The 19831-nt window shown below is 76.8% G+C and carries 6 protein-coding genes; 5 read left to right on the top strand and 1 reads right to left on the bottom strand.

What is annotated here, in order from left to right; genetic code table 11:
- Positions 1–12 precede the first annotated feature (12 nt).
- From SPRI_RS01420 to snaC, 5 genes are all read left to right on the top strand, one after another.
- A complete protein-coding gene (locus SPRI_RS01420; protein WP_053556634.1) occupies positions 13–6966 on the top strand; it encodes an SDR family NAD(P)-dependent oxidoreductase in 6954 nt (2317 codons plus the stop codon).
- Between the two features lie 25 nt (positions 6967–6991).
- Positions 6992–15052 (top strand): non-ribosomal peptide synthetase, encoded by an 8061-nt coding sequence (locus tag SPRI_RS39690; RefSeq protein WP_053556633.1) that lies wholly within the window; start codon positions 6992–6994, stop codon positions 15050–15052.
- A gap of 185 nt (positions 15053–15237) precedes the next feature.
- A complete protein-coding gene (fabD, locus tag SPRI_RS01410) occupies positions 15238–16125 on the top strand; it encodes an ACP S-malonyltransferase (RefSeq protein WP_053556632.1) in 888 nt (295 codons plus the stop codon).
- On the top strand, positions 16122–16970 hold the full coding sequence (locus SPRI_RS01405; RefSeq protein WP_005321615.1) for a 4'-phosphopantetheinyl transferase family protein: 849 nt from the start codon (positions 16122–16124) through the stop codon (positions 16968–16970). The genes fabD and SPRI_RS01405 overlap by 4 nt, the downstream gene beginning before the upstream one ends.
- A gap of 31 nt (positions 16971–17001) precedes the next feature.
- Positions 17002–17532: an NADH:riboflavin 5'-phosphate oxidoreductase SnaC gene (gene snaC / locus SPRI_RS01400; RefSeq protein WP_005321616.1), complete on the top strand. Its 531-nt coding sequence runs from the start codon at positions 17002–17004 to the stop codon at positions 17530–17532.
- 1293 nt (positions 17533–18825) lie between these two features.
- Here snaC and SPRI_RS01395 read toward each other — a convergent pair.
- On the bottom strand, positions 18826–19821 hold the full coding sequence (locus SPRI_RS01395; protein ID WP_005321617.1) for an AfsR/SARP family transcriptional regulator: 996 nt from the start codon (positions 19819–19821) through the stop codon (positions 18826–18828).
- Positions 19822–19831 lie beyond the last annotated feature (10 nt).

Here is a 19831-nt window from a genome sequence, read left to right as displayed (position 1 = left end):
CCGAGGGAACCGATGGACGCGAAAGAGATCCTGACCCGATACAAGAACGGCACCCTGGACACCGCGTCCGCGACCGCCCTCCTCCGCCCCACCCCGCCCGCGACGCCCGGTGCGGCCGGGCCTCCGGCGCCTTCCGCGCCCGCGGCACCGGGCGGCGCGGACGGTGACCGTGCGGCCGCGTTGCTGCGGGCAGCGGCGGGGGAGAGCGGACCGTCGGCCGCCCCGGCCGACACCCCGTCACCTCCCACGCCCGCGACACCCGGTGCGGTGGACCGGGCCGATGCCGCCGCGCTGCTGTGGGCGGCAGCGGGGGAGGGACGCCCCGCAGCCGGCGGCGTGGACCGTGACCGTGCGGCCGCGTTGCTGCGGGCAGCGGCGGGGCAGCGCGGGCCGGCGGCCGGTGCGGCCGAGGCTCCGGCGCGCCCCGCGGCCGGGGCCGTGGGCCACGACCGTACGGCCGCCGGTACGGCCGGGACCTCGTCACGTCCCGTGCCTGCGGCGCCCGGCGGCGTGGACCGTGACCGGGCGGCTGCGTTGCTGCGGGCGGCAGCGGGGGAGGGGCGTCCCGGCGGAGGCGACGCGGCGACGCCCGGCACCACCGGCGGTCCGTCGCGTCCCGCGCCTGCGACGCCCGGCGGCGTGGACCGTGACCGTGCGGCCGCGCTCCTGCGGGCGGCAGCGGGGGAGAACGGGCCGGCCGCCGACATGGCTGAGGGGCCGTCACGCCCCCTGCCTGCGGAACCGGATGCGGTGGACCGTGACCGCGCGGCCGCGCTCCTGCGCGCGGCAGCGGAGGAGAACGGGCCGGCCGCCGACATGGCTGAGGGACCGTCACGCCCCCTGCCTGCGGAACCGGATGCGGTGGACCGTGACCGGGCGGCCGCGCTCCTGCGCGCGGTAGCGGGGCAGCGCGGGCCGGCAGCCGGTGCGGCCACAGCTTCGGCGCGCCCCGCGCCCGGCGGCGTGGACCGGGCCGAGGCCGCCGCGTTGCTGCGGGCCGCCGCGGGGGAGCGGCGGCCCGGTGGGGACGGCCCGGCGGGCGGGAGCATGGGACGCACCCTGCCCGCGGAGGCGGGCTCCGCGGGCCGGGTGCTGGAGCCCGTCGCCGTCATCGGGTACAGCGCCCGCTTCCCCGGCGCCGAGGACGCCGACACGTTCTGGCAGCGGCTCCTCGCCGGCGACGACCTCGTCACCGAAGTGCCCGCCGAGCGGTGGAAGATCGACGAGCACTACGACCCCCGCCCCGAGGCCGAGGGCAAGTCGGTGTCCAAATGGGGGGCGTTCGTCGACGGCGCCGACCGGTTCGACGCCGCCTTCTTCAAGATGCCGCCCCGCGAGGCCGAACTCACCGACCCGCAGGCCCGCCTCTTCCTCCAGGAGGCCTGGCGCGCCCTCGAACACGCCGGGCAGCGCACCGCCGACCTCGCCGGCACCCGCTGCGGCGTGCACGCCGGGGTCATGATGAACGACTACCAGGACCTCATCGAACGGACGAGCGAGCACGCCCGCCTGGCCCAGGTCATGCAGGGCAACTCCAACTCCCTCCTCGCCGCCCGCATCGCCTACCACCTCGACCTCAAAGGCCCCGCCGTCACCGTCGACACGGCCTGCTCCTCCTCGCTCGTCGCCCTCCACCAGGCCTGCCAGGCGCTGTGGCTCGGCGACGCGGACATGATGCTCGTCGGCGGCGTCACCCTCTACCTCACCGAACTGCCGCACGTGTTCATGAGCCGCGCCGGGATGCTCTCGCCCACCGGCCGCTGCCGGCCCTTCGACGCCGCCGCCGACGGCATCGTCCCCGGCGAGGGCTGCGCCGTCGTCGTCCTCAAACCCCTGTCACGGGCACTGGCCGACGCGGACCCCGTCCACGCCGTCATCCGCGCCAGCGGACTCAACCAGGACGGCCGCACCAACGGCATCACCGCCCCCAGCGCCGCCTCCCAGGCCCGCCTCATCGGCGACACCCTCGGCCGGTTCGGTCTCGACGCGTCCGGCATCGACTACGTCGAGGCCCACGGCACCGGCACCCCGCTCGGCGACCCCATCGAGGTCACCGCCCTCAACAAGGTGTTCGCCCCCGCCGCCCGCCCCGTCGGCAGCGTCCCGATCGGCTCCGTCAAGGGCAACGTCGGCCACACCTCCGCCGCCGCCGGCCTCGCCGGCCTCCTCAAGGCCATCGGCGTCGTACGCACCGGCGACATCCCGCCCTCCCTGCACTGCACCCCCCACACCCTCAACCCGGCCATCCCCTTCGGCGAAGGGCCCTTCACCGTCGCCACCGAGCGCCGCACCCTGCCCGCGGCCCCCGGCGGACGACCCCGCCGTGCCTCCGTCAGCTCCTTCGGCTTCAGCGGCACCAACGCCTACGTCGTCGTCGAACAGGCCCCCCACCGGCCCGCCCCCACCCCCGCCGACCGGCCCGTGACCGTGCCCCTGTCGGGCCGTCGGCCCACCGCCCCGGCCGACCGCGCCGCCGAACTCGCCCGCTGGCTGCGCTCACCCGCCGGCGCCGACGCCGCCCTCACCGACCTCGCCCACACCCTCGCCTGCGCCCGCGACCATCATCCCCACCGGGTGGCGCTGCTGGTCGCCGACCGCGCCGAACTCCTCGACTCCCTCGACAAGCTCGCCGCCGGCGAACCCGACCCCCGCCGCATCGATCCCGCCACCGACCCCGCCCACCACGGCGACGACCCCCGCCACCACGACGCCCGCCGCTACGTGGCAGGCCACACCGTCGACTGGTCGAGCACCTGCCCGCCCGCCGGCCACCGCCGGATCCCCGCCCCCGGATACGCCTTCGCCCCCGACCGCCACTACGCCGTCCCCGCCCTCCCGCCCGCCGCACCGGCCTCCGACGAACCGCCCCTGGACGAGCGGCTCCTGGACGAACTGGTGCTGCGCACGCCCGGCTGGCAGGACAGCCCGCTGCCCGACCGGCAGCCCCCCGCCCTGCCGCTCCTCGCCCACGACCCGGTCGGCGACCTCGCCGCCGCGCTCGGCGCCGGCAGCCTGGACGCCCTGCCCGCCGTGCAGGACACCGCCCCCGACGCCGTCGCCCTCGTGCTGCGGCTCACCGGCGACGAGACCGCCGCCTTCGACGCCGTACGCGAGGTGCTGGCCGCCTTCCGCACCCAGCGCATCACCCTCCTCGCCGTCACCGCCGACGTGCTGCGCGCCGACGCGGCCCGCGCCCTGGTCCAGAGCCTGCGCCAGGAGAACCCCCGCCTGACCGGCCGCGCCCTGCTGCTCGCCGACGACGGCCCCGCCGCCGCACCCCTGATCCGCGCGGAACTCGCCTGCCCCGAACCGGAGTTCGGCCACCTCGCCGACCTGCGCACCCCGCGCAGGGCACGCCGCGTCCTGCACCCGGCCACCCTGCCCCAAGACGGCTTCACCCCCCGCCCCGACGGCGTCTACCTGATCACCGGCGGCACCGGCGGCATCGGACGCGACCTCGCCGCCCGGCTCACCGCCCACCCCGGCACCCGCGTCGTCGTGTGCGGCCGCACCCCCCTCGCGGACCTCGACCCGGCACACCGCCCCGCACCCGGCGGCCCCCTGCGCTACGTGCGGGCCGACATCGCCGCCCCCGGCGGCGCGGCCGCCCTGGTGAGCGACATCCTCACCCACGAGGGCACGCTGACCGGCGTCTTCCACGCCGCCGGCGTCGTACGCGACGCCTACCTGCTGCGCAAGAACAGCGACGACGTGGCCGCCGTCCTGGCCCCCAAGACCACCGGCACCACCGCCCTCGACGAGGCCACCGCCGCCCTTCGGCTGGACGTGTTCGTCCTGTTCTCCTCGGTGGCGGCCGTCAGCGGCAACATCGGCCAGAGCGACTACGCCTACGCCAACGGCCGCCTGGACGCCTTCGCCGAACACCGCGCCGCCCTCGTCGCGGCAGGGCAGCGGCACGGGCGCACCCTGTCGGTGCAGTGGCCGCTGTGGGACGTGCCGGGCATGACGATCCCCGAACCGGTACGCCGCGTGGTCGAGGAACACGTCGGCATGGTGCCGCTGCCGGCCGCCCTCGGCGCCCGCGCCCTCGAACGGCTGCTCTCCGCAAAGGGCCCACAGGTCGTCTCCCTCTTCCACGGCAGGGCCGACGCCTGGCACCGCCACCTGCAGAACCTCCACCTGCTGCCCACACCCACACCCACACCCACACCCGCACCCGTGCCCGCACCCGCACCCGCACCCGTGCCCGCACCCGCACCCGCACCCGTGCCCGCACCCGCACCCGCGCCCGTGTCCGCGCCCGAGCCGGGCGCCGCGCCGGAACCGGTGGCCGCGCCCCGCGCGGGGGCCGCGACGCCGGACGGGGACCTGGTCGGTCTGGTCGCCCGTACCGTCGCCGAGACCCTGGGCCACGCAGCGGGGACGATCGGACCGCGGACCTCCCTGGAGGAGCTGGGCCTGGACTCGGTGATGATCCGCACCCTCGCCTCCAAGCTCAGCGCCCGCATCGCACCGATCGGCCCGGACGCGCTGTTCGGCGTGCGCGACGTGCACGAGCTCGCCGGCCACCTCGCCCGCAGCCTCCCCGCCGCACCCTCCACCCCGACCCCTGTCCCGACCCCCACCCCGACCCCTGTCCCGGCCCCGGTTCCTGCCGTGGCGAGCACCCCGGCCGCCGGGACCGGTCGTGAACCGGCCCGCGAACCGGCGGCCGCGCCCGCCGGACAGACGGCGGGGGAGGAGGCGTTCGCCGTCGTCGGCCTCGCCGGCCGCTACCCCGGCGCGGACGGCCCCGACGCGTTCTGGGAGAACCTCCTCGTCGGCAAGGACACCGTCGGCGACCTGCCCACCGACCGGTGGGCCGACAGCGGCGGCGTCCGGGCCAAGGGCCACTTCCTCGACCGCGTCGACGCCTTCGACGCGGCGTTCTTCGGCCTGTCCGCCCACGAGGCCGCGTTCACCGACCCGCAGGAGCGGCTCTTCCTCGAGGTCGCCTGGGAGGCGATGGAGGACGCCGGCCTCACCGGCACCAGGCTCGACGCGCTCACCGCCCCGGACGGCGAACCCCGCAGCGTCGGCGTCTTCGCCGGGATCACCAGCGCCGACTATCCGCTGCTGGGCGCGGAACGCTGGGCGGCCGGCGAGCGCGACATGCCCTCTGGGCACTACTGGTCGCTGCCCAACCGGCTGTCCTACCTGCTGGACCTGCGCGGCCCCAGCCAGCCCGTCGACACCGCCTGCTCCTCCTCCCTCGTCGCCCTGCACCAGGCCGTCGAGGCGCTGCGGCAGGGCGAGTGCGAGGCCGCGCTCGTCGGCGGCGTCAACCTCTACCTGCACCCCTCCCGGTTCCGGATGCTGGCCCGCTCCGGATTCCTCGCCGAGGACGGCCTGTGCCGCAGCTTCGGCGCCGGCGGCGCCGGATTCGGCCCCGGCGAGGGCGCCGGGGCCGTCGTCCTCAAGCGACTCTCGAGGGCACTGGCCGACGGTGACACCGTGTACGCCCTCGTCCGCGGCACCGCCGTCGCGCACGGCGGCCGCACCAACGGTTTCACCGCGCCCAGCCCGCGCGCCCAGGCCCGCGTGCTGCGCGAGGCGCTGCGGCGTTCGGGCACCGACCCGGCGACCGTGAACGTGATCGAGGCCCACGGCACCGGCACCGAACTCGGCGACCCCGTCGAACTCACCGCCCTGAACGACACCTACGGCCGAGGCGCCGCGGCCGGTGTGCCGTGCTCGATCGGCTCGGTCAAGTCCGCCGTCGGGCACGGTGAATCGGCCGCCGGGATCACCGCCCTGACCAAGGTCCTGCTCCAACTGCGGCACAAGACGCTCGCCCCCACCCTGCACGCCGAGCCGGTCAACCCCCGACTGCGCCTTCAGGACACCCGGTTCACGCTCCAGCACGAGGCGGGCCCCTGGCCACGGCTGCGCGACGAGGACGGCCGCGAACTGCCCCGGCGGGCGGGCATCAGCTCGTTCGGCGCGGGCGGCGTCAACGCACACGTGATCGTCGAGGAGTACGAGCCGCCCGCCCCGACGCCCGCCGACGACGGCGCACCGCAGCTGGTGCTCCTGTCCGCCCCGAGCGGCGAACACCTGACCGCCACGGTCCGGCGCCTGGCCGCTCATCTGACCGGCCCCGCGGCCGCCATGAGCCTGGCCGCGATCGCCCGCACCCTGCGCACCGGACGTGCCGCCCGCGAACACCGGCTCGCGGTCGTCGCCACCGACACCGCCGAACTCGCCGCAGCGCTCGCCCAGTTCACGGACGGCACCCCCGGCACCCCCGGTGCCGGGACCGTCCGCACCGGCACCGTCGCCCGCGACCGGGCCGTCCAGGCGCCGGAGACCGACGAGCTCGTCGCCACCCTGTGGCGGGCCGGAAGCCTGGAACAGCTGGCCGAACTGTGGGTCACCGGCTGGGAGATCGGCCCCACGACGGACCCCGACGGCGACACCGGGACGCCGGGCGTGGTGCCCCTGCCTCCGTCCGCGTTCCTGCGCACCCGCCGCTGGCTGCCCGGACCGGACACCGCGCCGGCCCCCGCACCCACCCCGGCCCCGGCCCCGGACGTGACTGCGGCGCCCCCCGCCGCCCCGACACCCGCCCCGGCCCTGGACGTTCCCGCGCCCGTCCCGCAGGTGGCCCCGACGGCCCCCGCCCCGGACACGGCCCCCGCCCCGGACGCTGCCCCCGCGCCGGCCGGCACCGGGCATGTCGCCGTCACGTCCGCCGTCGCGTCCGCCGCCGTCCCGGGCGACCCGCGCCTGCCGGCGCTCGCCGCGCTCGTCGGCGAGCTCGCCGCCGGCCCGGGGGCGGAGGGACCCATCGACCCCGCCCGCACCCTCGTCGAACTCGGCGTGGACTCCCTGGGCCTGATGAACCTCCGCTTCGAGATCACCGAGCGGTTCGGCCACACACTCCCGCTCCAGCTGCTCAGCGAGTTCAGCGTCGACGAACTCCTCGCCCACCTGTCCGCCCTTCACGCCCCCGACCAGGCCTGACCGCAGAGGGAACCGGAGCCCCGCCATGCCGCAGAACGCCCCCGACACCCGGTACGAGCCGTTCGCGCTCACAGAAGTCCAGGAGTCCTTCCTCGCGGGACGCACCCTGGGCGGCGGCACCGGCGCGGGCACCCAGATCCACCTGGAGTTCGAGGCCGAACACCTCGAGACCGACCGCATGGAAGCCGCCTGGAACGACCTCGTGGCCGCCACCGACATGCTGCGCGCCCAGATCCTTCCCGACGGCCGCCAGCAGGTCCTCGCGCACGTGCCCGCCTACCGCGTCGAGCGCACGGACCTGAGCGACGCCACTCCCGCGGAGGCGGCCGCGGCACTCGAAGGGCTGCGCCGCCGGGCCCGCGAGGGCTTCGACGCCCACAGCTGGCCGCTGTTCGCGCTCCGCGTCGCGCAGTTGCCCGGCCACCGCTCCCGGGTGCTGTTCACCGTGGACGAGCTGATCGCCGACGGGCCGAGCGTCTCGCTGCTCCTGCAGCAGTGGTACGCCCGCTACACGGGCGCCGCCGCCCCCGCACCGCCTGGGATCTCCTTCCGCGACTACGTCACCGCCGCCCACGGCCGCCCCGTGCCGGCCGCCTCGCTGGAGTACTGGCGCGAACAGCTCGCCGGTGTCGACTTCGGCCGCCCCCTGCCGCTGGCCGGCGCCGCCGACCCGCAGGCGCCGGCGCACGGCAGGCTCGCGCTGCGCCTGGAACCGCGCCGCTGGCAGCGGGTGAAGGAAGCCGCCCAGCAGATACGGGCCACGCCCACCGCCCTGCTGCTGGCCCTGTGCACGGCCGCCGTGCAGGGCGACGCCCCCGGCCCGCTGCCGGTGGTGCTCACCACCTACAACCGCCGCCCCGTCCACCCGGACGTGGCACGGGTGGTGGGCCCGTTCCTGTCCACGTCCGTGTTCGTGGCACCACCGCCGGCCGGAACACTGGGCGAACGGGTCGACCTCGTACGCGGCCGGCTGTGGCAGGACCTCGAGCACGCGGCGGTCAGCGGGGTCCGTGCCCTGCGCGAACGCGCGAGGACGGAACCGGGCCGCCGCGGCCTGGCCGTCCCGATGGTCTTCACCAGCCTGCTCGGCAGCCTCAGCACCCTCGCGGAGCCCGGCGACCCGGACCACTGGGCGACCCGGATCGACCAGGACGCCTCCGCGACCCTCACCTCCGGCGTGCAGCTGGAAAGCTGCGTCCAGGAACGCGACGGCGCCCTGCTGCTGTCCTGGGACTTCGCCCCCACCGCCCTCGACACGGCCCGCACCCGGGCCGCGTTCGAGACCCTGCGCGGCCTCCTGGAACGCCTCGCGGACGAAGGCGCCCCCGCCCTCACCACCCCCACCCTCACCGCCACCGCCGCGCCCGCCACTGCCGCCCCGGCCGTGTCCGGGCACGGCGACGACGGCCGGCCCGTGCCCCTCACCGAGGTCCAGTCCGCCTACCTCGTCGGCCGGATCGGCGGCCTCGACGGCGGCGCACAGACCCGCGTCTACCAGGAATTCCTCCTCGAACGGCACGACACCGACCGACTGGAGCGGGCCTGGAACCGGCTCGTGGCCCACCACCCCATGCTGCGCGCCGCCGTCCACGACGACGGCACCCTCACCGTCGCCCCGCACGACCCCGACGACGTGTACCGCATCACCCGCCACGACCTGACCGCAACGGCCGACACCGAAGCCGCGCTCGCCGCCACCGGGGCCCGGCTGCGCGCCGGCGCCTTCCCCCTCGGCAGCCGCCCCATGTACGCCCTGGAGGCCAGCGCCCTGCCCGACGGCACCACCGTGCTGCACGTCCTCCTCGACGCCCTGATCGCCGACGCCCGCAGCTTCGCCCTGCTGTTCGGGCAGCTGTTCGCCCTCCACGACGGCGACGAGTCGGTCCTCACCGGCCCCGCCGACCCCGTCCCTCATCTGCGCGCCCTCGCCGAACGGCCGGGCAGCCCGGAGGACCTGGCCGCCCGCACCGCCTGGCGCGAGAAGTTCTCCGCCCTGCCGCCCGGCCCGCCGCTGCCCGACCCCGCGCCCGGCGCCCCCCGCGTCCACCGCAGGGCCCCGCTCGGCTCCTGGCGCACCCTGAGCGAACGCGCCGCCGCCATCGGCGTCCCCGCCGACATGGTGCTGCTCACCGCCTACACCGACGAACTGCGCGCCCGCTTCACCGACGCCGGGCCCTTCACCGTCACCGTCGTCTCCTGGGACCGGCCCGCCTCGCTGCCGGGCGCCGACGCCATGGTCGCCGACTTCACCCAGCTCGCCTGGGTCACCGTCGACGACACCCTGCCCGACGGCTTCGCCGACCGCGCCCGCGAACTGTGGGCCCGCGTCCGCGCCGACCTCGAACGCTCCGACGTCCGGCCGGGCCTGGGCGAACTGCGCACCCGCGTGTTCCGCTCCGGCGGCGCCCTGCGGCTGCCCGTCGTCTTCACCCGCGTCCCCGAGATCGACCCGGCACTGCACCCCACCGGCGTCACCCTGCGCACCAGCCAGTCGCAGACCGCGCAGGTCGCCCTCGACCATGTGCCGCTCCTCGTCGGCGACGAACTGGCCGGCCAGTGGGACGCCGCCGACAACATCCTCGAACCCGCCGTGCTGGACGCCATGTTCGACCGCTACGCCCACCGCGTACGCCGGTTCGCCACCGGCGCCGACGCCACCGACGCCACCGCGACCACCGCCCCCGCCGCGCCCTCGGCCGGCGCCGAGGAGCTGCACGCGGTCGCCGACGCCTACGTCGACCCCGACGCCTACGCCGGCGCCGAGCCCCGTCCCGCCTCCGGGGCGGACACCGGCGCGCGGACCGCGTCCCGCCCCGTCCGCCCCGACACCGTCGCCCCCGCCGACGCCCACGTCGCCCCCGGCACCGACCTGCGCGTCGTCGGCCCCGTCGACGACCGCACCCCCCTGACCCTCGCCGGTCTCCTCGAGTCCGCCCTCGCCGGCCGCGCCGACCGCGTCGCCGTACGGTACGAGGGCCGCACGCTCACCTACCGGCAACTGGCCGAGCGCACCGCCCGCCTGGCCCACCACCTGCACGCCCTCGGCGTGCGCCCCGGCGACCACGTCGCCGTGCACATGGACCGCTCGCCCGACCTGGTCACCGCGCTCGTCGCCGTCGTCCGGGCCGGCGCCGTCTACGTGCCCGTCGACCCGGCCAACCCGCCCGAGCGCATCCGCTACCTCCTCGCCGACAGCGGCGCCCGCGTCGTCGTCGCCGACCAGGCGCACGCCGCGGTCCCCACCGCCGCCGGCGCCCTCGTCGTCTGCCCCGACCGTGCGGCCGACCGGGCCGCCCTGGACGGCCGGCCCACCACCCCGCCCGCCGTCACGGTCACCGGCGACGACCCCGTCTACACCATCTACACCTCCGGGACCACCGGAAAGCCCAAGGGCTGCCGCAACTCCCAGCAGGGCGTCGCCAACCGCCTGCTGTGGATGCAGGAACGCTTCCCCCTCGGGCCCGCCGACCGCGTCGCCCAGAAGACCCCCTACGGATTCGACGTCTCGGCCTGGGAGTTCTTCTGGCCGCTGATCGCCGGCGCCTCCCTCGTCGTCGCCCGCCCCGGCGGCCACGCCGACCCCGCCTACCTGGCCCGGCTGCTGCACGACGAACAGGTCACCGTCACCCACTTCGTCCCGTCCGTCCTCGGCATGTTCCTGCGCCACCCGGCCGCCGCCCGATGCACCGCCCTGCGCTACGTGTTCGCCAGCGGCGAGGCACTGCCCGTCGCCACCATGCGGACCTTCTACGAGGTGCTGGGCACCGGCACCGAACTGCACAACCTGTACGGGCCCACCGAGGCGGCCATCGACGTCACCCACTGGGCCTGCCGGCCCGACTGGGACGAGCCGACCGTCCCGATCGGACGGCCCGTCGCCCACACCCGCATCCACCTCCTCGACGAGGACCTGCGCCCCGTGCCCCCCGGCACCCCGGGGGAGATCGTCATCGGCGGCCGGCAGGTCGCCCTCGGCTACCACCGACGGCCCGAACTGAACGCCGAACGGTTCATCGCCTCGCCCTTCCCCGACGACGACCCCTCACCCCGCCTGTACCGCACCGGCGACCTCGGACTGCTCGCCGAGGACGGGGAGATCCGCTACCTCGGCCGGATCGACAACCAGTTCAAGCTGCGCGGGCTGCGCATCGAACCGGAGGAGATCGAGGCGGCGCTCACCGACGTGCCCGCCGTCGCGGAGGCCCGCGTCCTTCCCGTCCACGACGAGAGCTCCGGCGAACAGGCCCTGGCCGCCGTGTGCGTGGCCGCCCACTCCGGCCGTGAGCCGGACGTCTCCGCCCTGCGCCGGGCACTGGGCGAGACGCTGCCCGCCTACCTGGTCCCGAGCCGCTACCGCTTCGTGGACCGACTGCCGCTGACGACCAACGGCAAACTGGACCGCCAGGCCGCCACCCGCCTCTTCGACACCCCACCCGCAACCGCAGCCACCGCCACCGCCGCAGCCCCAGCCGCACCCGCGGCCGGCGCCGCAGCCCCAGCCGCACCCGCGGCCGACCCGGCACCGGCACCGGCCCCGGTCCCGGTGGCGGTCCCGGGCGTGGACGCGGAGGTGCGCCGCGCCGTCGCCGACATCCTGGGCGTCGAGGAACTCGACGGCGACGCCGACCTGTTCGACCTCGGCGCGACGTCCTTCACCATGATCCGCATCGCGCAGGAGATCGAACGGCTCACCGGCACCGCGCTGCCCGTCGAGGCGCTCATCAGCAAGCCGACACTCGACGCCCTGACCGCTCTCACCGCCCCCGCACCCCCCGCCGCCGCTCCGGCGCCGGCGGCCGGCGGACCGGTCACCGCGGAGACGGTCGCCCGCACGGCCGCCGGCATCCTGGGCGTGGACCAGGTCGGCCCGGACGACGACCTGTTCGACCTCGGCGCGACGTCCTTCACCATGATCCGCCTCGCCCAGGAGATCGAGACCGTGTCGGGCGGTGCGCAGGTGCCCGTCGAGGTGCTCATCCAGAGCCCCACCCCCCGCAGCATCGCCGCCTGCGCCACCCCGGCCGCCCCCGCGGCCCCCGCGGCACCCGCCGCCCCGGCCGGCCGGGCGGCCGATGTGCGCATCGCCCTCGACCCGAAGGCCAAGGCCGCGTTCAAGGACGCCCGCGTCGCGGAGCGCCGGCTGCCGGGAACGATGCGCCGGCTGCCGGTACCGGATGCCGGCCCCGCGGAGGCCGTCGCCCTGTTCGACGCCTCCTCCTTCCGCGAGTTCGACGACGGCCCCCTGCCCGCCCACGACCTGCTCTCCCTGCTGTCCACCGTGACCTGGGGCGAGCTCGAGGGCCGCGCCAAACGCCGCTACCCGTCGGGCGGCGGGTTCTACCCCGTCCAGGTGTACGTGTACATCGCCCCCGGCGCCGTAGAGGCGACCGAGCCGGGCCTGTACTACCTGCACCCCGCCGAGCGGGCCCTGGTCGCGGTCGCGCCCGGCGCCCGCTACGGCACCGACCTGCACGTCCTGCACAACCGCGCCCTCGTGGAGGGGTCGGCGTTCGGCGTCTTCCTCGTCTCCACCCCGGCCGCCATCGCCCCCGCCTACGGCGAACGCAACGCCGCCCGCTTCTCCACCATCGAGGCCGGGCACATCGCCCAGCTGCTGCTGACCGGCGCACCGGAACGGGGCCTGGGACTGTGCGCGGTGGGCGAGATGGACTTCGACGCCGTCCGCGGCGACTTCTCCCTCGACGCCGACCAGGAACTGCTGCTGTCCCTGTGGGGCGGGGCCCTCACCCCGCACAGCCGCGCCGCCCGCGCCGCCCTCACCCCCGGCGAGGGACCCGCCCCTGCCCCCACCGTGAACCCCGCCCCTGTCACCGCCCCTGTCACCGTCCCGCCAGGTGGCCGGGACGGCGGGCAGCGCGCCGTCGCCGTCGTCGGCTTCGCCGCCGACCTGCCCGGCGCCCGCACCCTGGACGAACTCGACACCCTCCTCGCCGCCGGCGCCACCGCCACCGGCCCGGCCCCCCACGACCGGTGGGCGCCGCTGCACCCGCACGCCCGGCACGCCGGAGCCCACGTCGGCGGCTACCTGGAGGACGTCCTGTCCGCGGAGGCCGACGAGTTCGGCATCAGCGCCGCCGAGGGCGCCGCGATCGACCCGCAGGAGCGACTGCTGCTGTCGGTGGCCCGCCGCTGCCTCGAGGACGCCGCGCTCACCCCCGGCCGGCTGGCGGCCGCCGGGCAGGTCGGGGTGTTCGTCGGCACCATGTGGCACGACCACGCCCTGTACGGGGTCGCCGCCCGCGCCGCGCAGCGGCCCGGCAGCACCCACGCCACGCGCGGCGGGCTCGCCCACCGCACCTCCCACGCCTTCGGACTGACCGGGCCGAGCGTGGTCCTCGACACCGGATGCGTGTCCGGACTCGCCGCCGTCGAAGCCGCGTTCCGCGCCGTTGCCGGCGGCCGCTGCGACGCCGCGCTCGCCGCCGGGTCGAACCTGGTCCTCCACCCCGACCACCTCGACGTCCTGTCCGAGATGGGCCTGCTCGCGAAGGACGCCGACTCGTGCGCCTTCACCGACCGGGCCGGCGGCTGGCAGGTCGGCGAAGGCGTCGGCGCCGTACTCCTCAAACCGCTCGAGCAGGCCCTGGCCGACGGCGACCCGGTGCACGCCGTCCTGCGCGGCGGCGCGCTCCAGCACTCCGGCACGACACGGCAGTTCGGCATCCCCGACCCGCAGCGGCAGGAGGAGACCATGCGCGCCGCGCTCGACGACGCCGGCCTGCGGCCCGCCGACATCGGCTACGTGGAGGCCGCCGCGGCCGGCGCCGCCCTCGCCGACGCGCTCGAGTTCACCGCCCTGCAGCGGCTCCTCGGCGCACCCGGCCCGGACCCCTCGCCCGTGCCGGTGGGCACCGTCAAGCCCAACACCGGGCACCTGGAGGCCGCGTCCGTCTTCGCGCAGCTCGGCAAGCTCATCGCCCAGTTCCGCCGCGACCACCTCTACCCGACCCGGCTGACGTCCGCCGTCAACCCCGCCCTCACCCGCACCCCCGGCGCGGTGACCCTGGCCGCACCGGGCGCCGACCGGTGGCGCACCGCCCCCGGCGCCCGGCGCCGGGCGCTCGTCAACGGCTTCGCCGGCGGCGGCTCCTACGGCAGCCTCGTCGTCGAGGAACCCCCCACCCCCGCCCCGGCCTTCGCGGGGACCGCGGATGACACGGCCCTGGCGCTGCCGCTGTCCGCGGACACCCCCGGCAACCTGGCCGACCTCGCCGACCGTCTCGCCACCGCCTTCGCCGACGACCCCGCCCTCACCACCGCCGCGGCGGCCCGCGCCCTGCGCGAGGGCCGCACCGACCGGCCCGCCCGCGCCGGCCTCGTCACCGACCGCGCCCAGGCCCCGGCCGCACTGCGCGACCTCGCCCGCCGCATCCGCGCCGAAGGAGCCGGCGCCGTCGAACACCGCGCCGCCGCGCCGGGGGAGGAGACCAAGGCGCTCACCGCATGGATGGCGGGTGAACCGGTGACCTGGCCCGCCCTCACCGCCCCCAAGGCGTCCCTCCCCGCGACACCCCTGACCCGCGTGACCTTCCCCCTTCCCGTCCCGGCCGCCGCCTCCGCGACGCCCGGACACGAGCCCGCCGGACCTCCCGCCGCGGCGGCCCCGGCGACATCGGTGAGCAACAGCGCCGAGGCACCCACGCCCGCGGCAGCCGTCTTGCCGACGCCGCAGACGCCGCCCGCGGGCGGGCCCGCGCTGTCCGCACGGATGGGGGCCCTGTGGGGGATCGGCACCGACACCCCGGCCGACCCCGACCCCGGCCCTCTCGCGCCCGCGCCCGCGGCCTCGGTCTCGGTCTCGGCCCGTGACATCTCCGCTCCCGGCGCGGACGCCGCGTTCGCGCGGCTCGCCCGGGTCGTCGCCGCGGAGACCGGCGTGGACGCCGCGCAACTCGACCCGGCACAGGACCTGTTCGCACTCGGCGCGACCAGCAGGCAGCTGCTGCGGATCGCCGCGCGGATCACCGCCGACGGCGGGCGCGAGGTCCCCCTGGAAACCCTGTTCACCGCGGCCGACCTCGGGGCACTCGCCGACGAGGCGTTCCCGGAGGCCGCCACCGTCTGACCCGAACCCGAACCCGAACCCTCGGGACCGGACCCGGACCGGGACCCCGACCCCCCGGACCCGGAACCGAAGAACCGCGGAACCCCGGGACCCCCGCACCCCCCGGGGCCCGGACCACCCGAACTCGAACCCCGGGCCGGAACCCCCGAACCCGGACACCGACTTCCGCACTACCCCAGAAGGCAGTGATCACCTTGACCCGGATCCTGATGTTCCCCGGCCAGGGCGCCCAGCGCGTCGGTATGGGACGGGAGTTGTTCGACCGCTTCCCCGACCTGGAGCAACAGGCCGGCGACGTGCTCGGCTACAGCCTGCGCCGACTGTGCCTGGAGGACCCCGAGGGGCAGCTCGGCAACACCCGCTACACCCAGCCGGCGATGTTCGCCGTCAACGCCCTCGCCCACCGCGCGGCGCTCGAGGACACCGGCGTACGGCCGGATGTGGCCGTGGGGCACAGCCTCGGCGAGTACAACGCCCTGGAGGCCGCGGGCGCGTTCGGCTTCGCCGACGGGCTGCGCCTGGTCGCCGCCCGGGCCGCCGCGATGGCCCGTATCGACGGCGGCGGCATGAGCGCGGTCGTCGGCCTGCCCGAGACACAACTGCGTTTCCTGCTGCTGCGCGCCGGGTTCGCCTCCCTGGACCTGGCCAACCTCAACACCGGCGCCCAGATCGTCCTCGCCGGCCCGGTGGCGGACCTGGAGGAGGCGGGCCCGATCCTGGAGGACGTGGGCGCCCGCATGGTGCGCCGCCTCGCCGTGAGCGGCCCCTTCCACTCCCGCTACATGGCCCCGGCCGCCGAGGAGTTGTACCCGGTCGTGGAGCGGACCGTGTTCGGCCCGCTCGCCTTCCCCGTCATCGCCAACGCCACCGCCCGCCCCTACACCCACGAGCGGGTCGGCGAGCTGCTGCTGCAGCAGATCCACCAGCCGGTGCGCTGGCACGAGACCGTCGAGGCGCTCCTCGACGGTCGGTACGGCGACGATCCGGAGTTCACCGAGATCGGCACCGGCAACGTGCTGTCGGGCATGCTCCGCCAGATACGGCGCGAGCGGGTGCCCGCGGGGGCCCGATGACCCCGACGGGCGCCGTCGGCGCCGGCCGCGGCACGGTCCAGATCTGGTTCTGCCTCAACGAGGCCCTCGACGAGGCGACCAGCACGCTGCTGGCCGGCCACTGGCTGGACGAGCACGAGCGCGAGATCGCGGGCCGGTTCCTCTTCGAGCGCGACCGCCGCCAGTACCTGGTCGCCCACGCGCTGGTGCGGCGGGTGCTGTCCCTGCAGACCGGCATCCCGGAGGCGGAGGCGACGATCTGGCGGTCCTCGCGCGGCCGCCCGTTCCTCCAGTCGCCGCCGCACGGCCGGCCCCGCGGCCCGGAGGCCGAGCTGGACTTCAACCTGTCGCACGCGCACGGCTGCAACGTCGTCGCCGTCGCCCGCGACCGCCGGGTCGGCATCGACGTCGAACGGCTCGACCGGGGCGGCGAACGCGGCCTGGACTGGATCGTGGAGAGCTTCGCCCCCGAAGAACGCGCCCACCTCGCCACGATCGCCCCCGGCAGCCGGCGCGACCGGGCCACGCTGCGGCTGTGGACGCTGAAGGAGGCCTACGCCAAGGCCCGCGGCCTGGGGCTGGGGCTGCCGTTCGACTCGTTCGCCTTCGAACTCGCCGAGGACCGCGGGGTGCTGGGCTTCCGCCCGCCCGAGGGCGACACCGCCGACCGCTGGCTGTTCACCGAACTCGAGCCGCGCCCCCAGGTGCTGGTGTCGCTCGCCGTGGAGAAGGGCGCCGACGGCACCGCGCCGCCGGACCGGCTGCTGATCCACGACGGCTTCCCCTGGGGCCGCGCCGCCCCGCGCGAAGCGGAGCTGCCCACCGGGCACCGCGCCCTGCCGGCCCTGGCCGGCGCCGCCCGCTGAGGCGCGGCAACCACCAACAGAAGGAGCCCCCGTGACAGGAGCCGACGACCCGGCAAGGCCCGCGGTCGGCCCGCAGAGTTTCCGAGACGCGATGGCGCAGCTGGCGTCGCCCGTCACCGTCGTAACCGTCCTCGACGCGGCCGGACGCCGCCACGGCTTCACGGCCGGCTCGGTGGTCTCTGTGTCGCTGGACCCGCCGCTGGTGATGGTCGGCATCGCGCTCACCTCCAGCTGCCACACGGCGATGGCCGCCGCCGCCGAGTTCTGCGTCAGCATCCTCGGCGAGGACCAGCGCGCCGTCGCGAAGCGGTGCGCGACGCACGGCGCCGACCGGTTCGCGGGCGGCGAGTTCGCCGCCTGGGACGGTACGGGGGTGCCCTACCTGCCGGACGCCAAGGTCGTCCTGCGCTGCCGCACCACGGACGTGGTGCGCGCCGGCGACCACGACCTGGTGCTCGGCACGCCCGTGGAGATCCGCACGGGCGACCCGGCGAAGCCACCCCTGCTGTGGTACCGCCGCGACTTCCACACCCCGACCCCCACCACCCCGGCCCTCGCCTGACCTCCGGCCCGGGCCGGCCCTGCCCTGCCGGCCCGGCCGCGGTGGTGACTGCCGTCTGCCGCACGCCCGTTGCCCCGTTGCCGCCGCCCCCACCCCGGCACCCTGGCCCCGCCACTCGCCGGGACCGGACGGCGCCCGGCGTGGCATGCCGCAAGGCCGCTGCCCCGTTGCTGGGCCCCGTCGTGCTGCCGGCGGGCAGCCGCGACCAGTTGTAGGCCGGGCCCGGGGGAGTTGGGTGGTCGCGGCCGAAGTGGGCGCAGTGCTCGCGGTATCTGCCCGCTCCTGGCGGGCTGGCGGCCGAGCAGCGCCGTGGGGTGTGGCCCGGTGGTGACTGCCCTCTGCCGCACGGCCGTTGCCCCGTTGCTGGGCCCCGTCGTGCTGCCGGCGGGCAGCCGCGACCAGTTGTAGGCCCGGCCCGGGGGAGTAGTGCGGCGGTCGCCGCCGGCCGGGGCGCCTCGTGCTCGCGGTATCTGCCGCCCTCGGCCGACGGCGTCGGGCGGCCCGGTGATGACGCCCTGCTGCCGGGCGGCTGTTGACGTGGCTCGGCCGGCATGCCGGTTGCTGCGGGCCGCTGCCGGCGCCGCGCCTGACGCCGCCGGCTCCGCCGCTTTCGCCGGTCCGCGGACGGTGCCCCGCGTGGCCTGCCCCTGGCCGGATGCTGCCGCGGGCCGCCGCTGGTTCGTCGTCCCCGGCCCGGGGGAGTGGTGCGGCCGCAGCCGCCTGACGGGCGCCTCGCACGCGCGGTACCTGCAGGCACGGTCGGCGAGCGTGCATCTGCCGTGCGGCGGCCGGTCGTAACTGCCCTCTGCCGAACGGCCGTCGACACGGTTCGGCCGTGCGCCGCTCCGCTGCCGCCGCCGGTCCGCCGGCCCCGGGCCGGGGCCGAGCGGTGCGGGCGTCGCCCGCTGCTGGGGAGCGGCCTCCGCGGTCCTGGTGCGTGGCGGCAGCACGGGCCGGCCGGGCCGCCGGCCCGGGAGCGGTGCCTTCGTCGGCCGGTGGGCCGGGGGGCTTCGGCTGCCCGCAGTTGCGGAGCGGACGGCCACGCGCACGGCCCTGTCACAGGCCCGCCGGCCCGCCGGCCCCGGGCCGGGGCCGGGGCCGGGGCCGAGCGGTGCGGGCGTCGCCCGCTGCTGGGGAGCGGCCTCCGCGGTCCTGGCGCGTGGCGGCAGCACGGGCCGGCCGGGCCGCCGGCCCGGGAGCGGTGCCTTCGTCGACCGGCGGGCCGGGGGGCTTCGGCTGCCCGCGGGCGCGGAGCGGCCGGCCGACGCCCACGGCCCTGCCCCGGGGCAGGGCCTAGTGGCCCGAGGCCGGGTTGGCGACCAGTTGGTCGAAGCGGCGCATCAGGGCCTCCTGTTCGAGGGAGAGGTGCTCGATGCGGCTGCGGAGCCGGGCGATCTCGCCCGTCAGGTTCAGCACCGTGGCGTCCGGGCCGCCCGCCGGCCCCGGCGCGGTGGGCGCGGGTGCGGGTGGCGGCGGCAGGGGGTGGACGCGGGCGAGCTGCCCGGCCGGGCCCGGCGCGGCCAGTCGCGGGTCGTGCTGGAGGATCGCCTCCATCCGGCCGCGCAGCGCGGGACCCGGCTCGACGCCCAGTTCGTGCACCAGCCGTCTGCGGGCCCGGTCGTACACGCTCAGTGCCTCCGCCTGCCGCCCGCACCGGTACAGGGCGAGCATCAGCAGGTCGTAGAAACGTTCCCGCATCGGGTGGTCGGTCGTCAGTTCCTCGAGCTCGCCGGTGATCTCACCGTGCCGGGCCGCTCGCAGGCACGCGTCGTACAGGGCCTCCAGGGCGGTCAGCCGGTTCTCCTCCAGCTGGGCCGCCTCCGCCGCGCAGATGTCGCCCAGCACGCTGCCCTCCAGCGCGGGCCCCCGCCACAGCGCCAGCGCCTGGCGCAGCAGTTCGGCCGCCTGCTCGGGGTCGGTGGCGGCGGCGGCCCGGCCCTGGGCGGCCAGCCGGTGGAAGCGGTCGGCGTCGGTGCCGGCACGCCCCAGCCGCAGGACGTAGCCGAGCGAGCGGGTCACGATCCACTCGTGGTGCGGCTCGCCGGAGCCCGGCTCTGGCACCGGCAGCAGCCGCCGCAGCCGCGCCACATGCGCCTGCAGGGCGTTGGTCGCGTTCGCCGGCGGCTGTTCGCCCCACAGTTCGTCGATCAGCCGGTGCACGGACACGATCTGCCCCGACTTCACCACGAGCGCGCCCAGCAGGGCGCGCTGCTTGGCACCCGTGGGAAGGATCCTCACACCGGTTCGCTCGTCGTGGACTTCCACCGGACCGAGAATGCGGAACTTCATTGTCTTCCTC

Origin of the sequence: Streptomyces pristinaespiralis (assembly GCF_001278075.1) — a bacterium.
In the GTDB taxonomy this organism is placed as follows: domain Bacteria; phylum Actinomycetota; class Actinomycetes; order Streptomycetales; family Streptomycetaceae; genus Streptomyces; species Streptomyces pristinaespiralis.
This window is presented reverse-complemented; position numbering and strand designations above follow the sequence as displayed.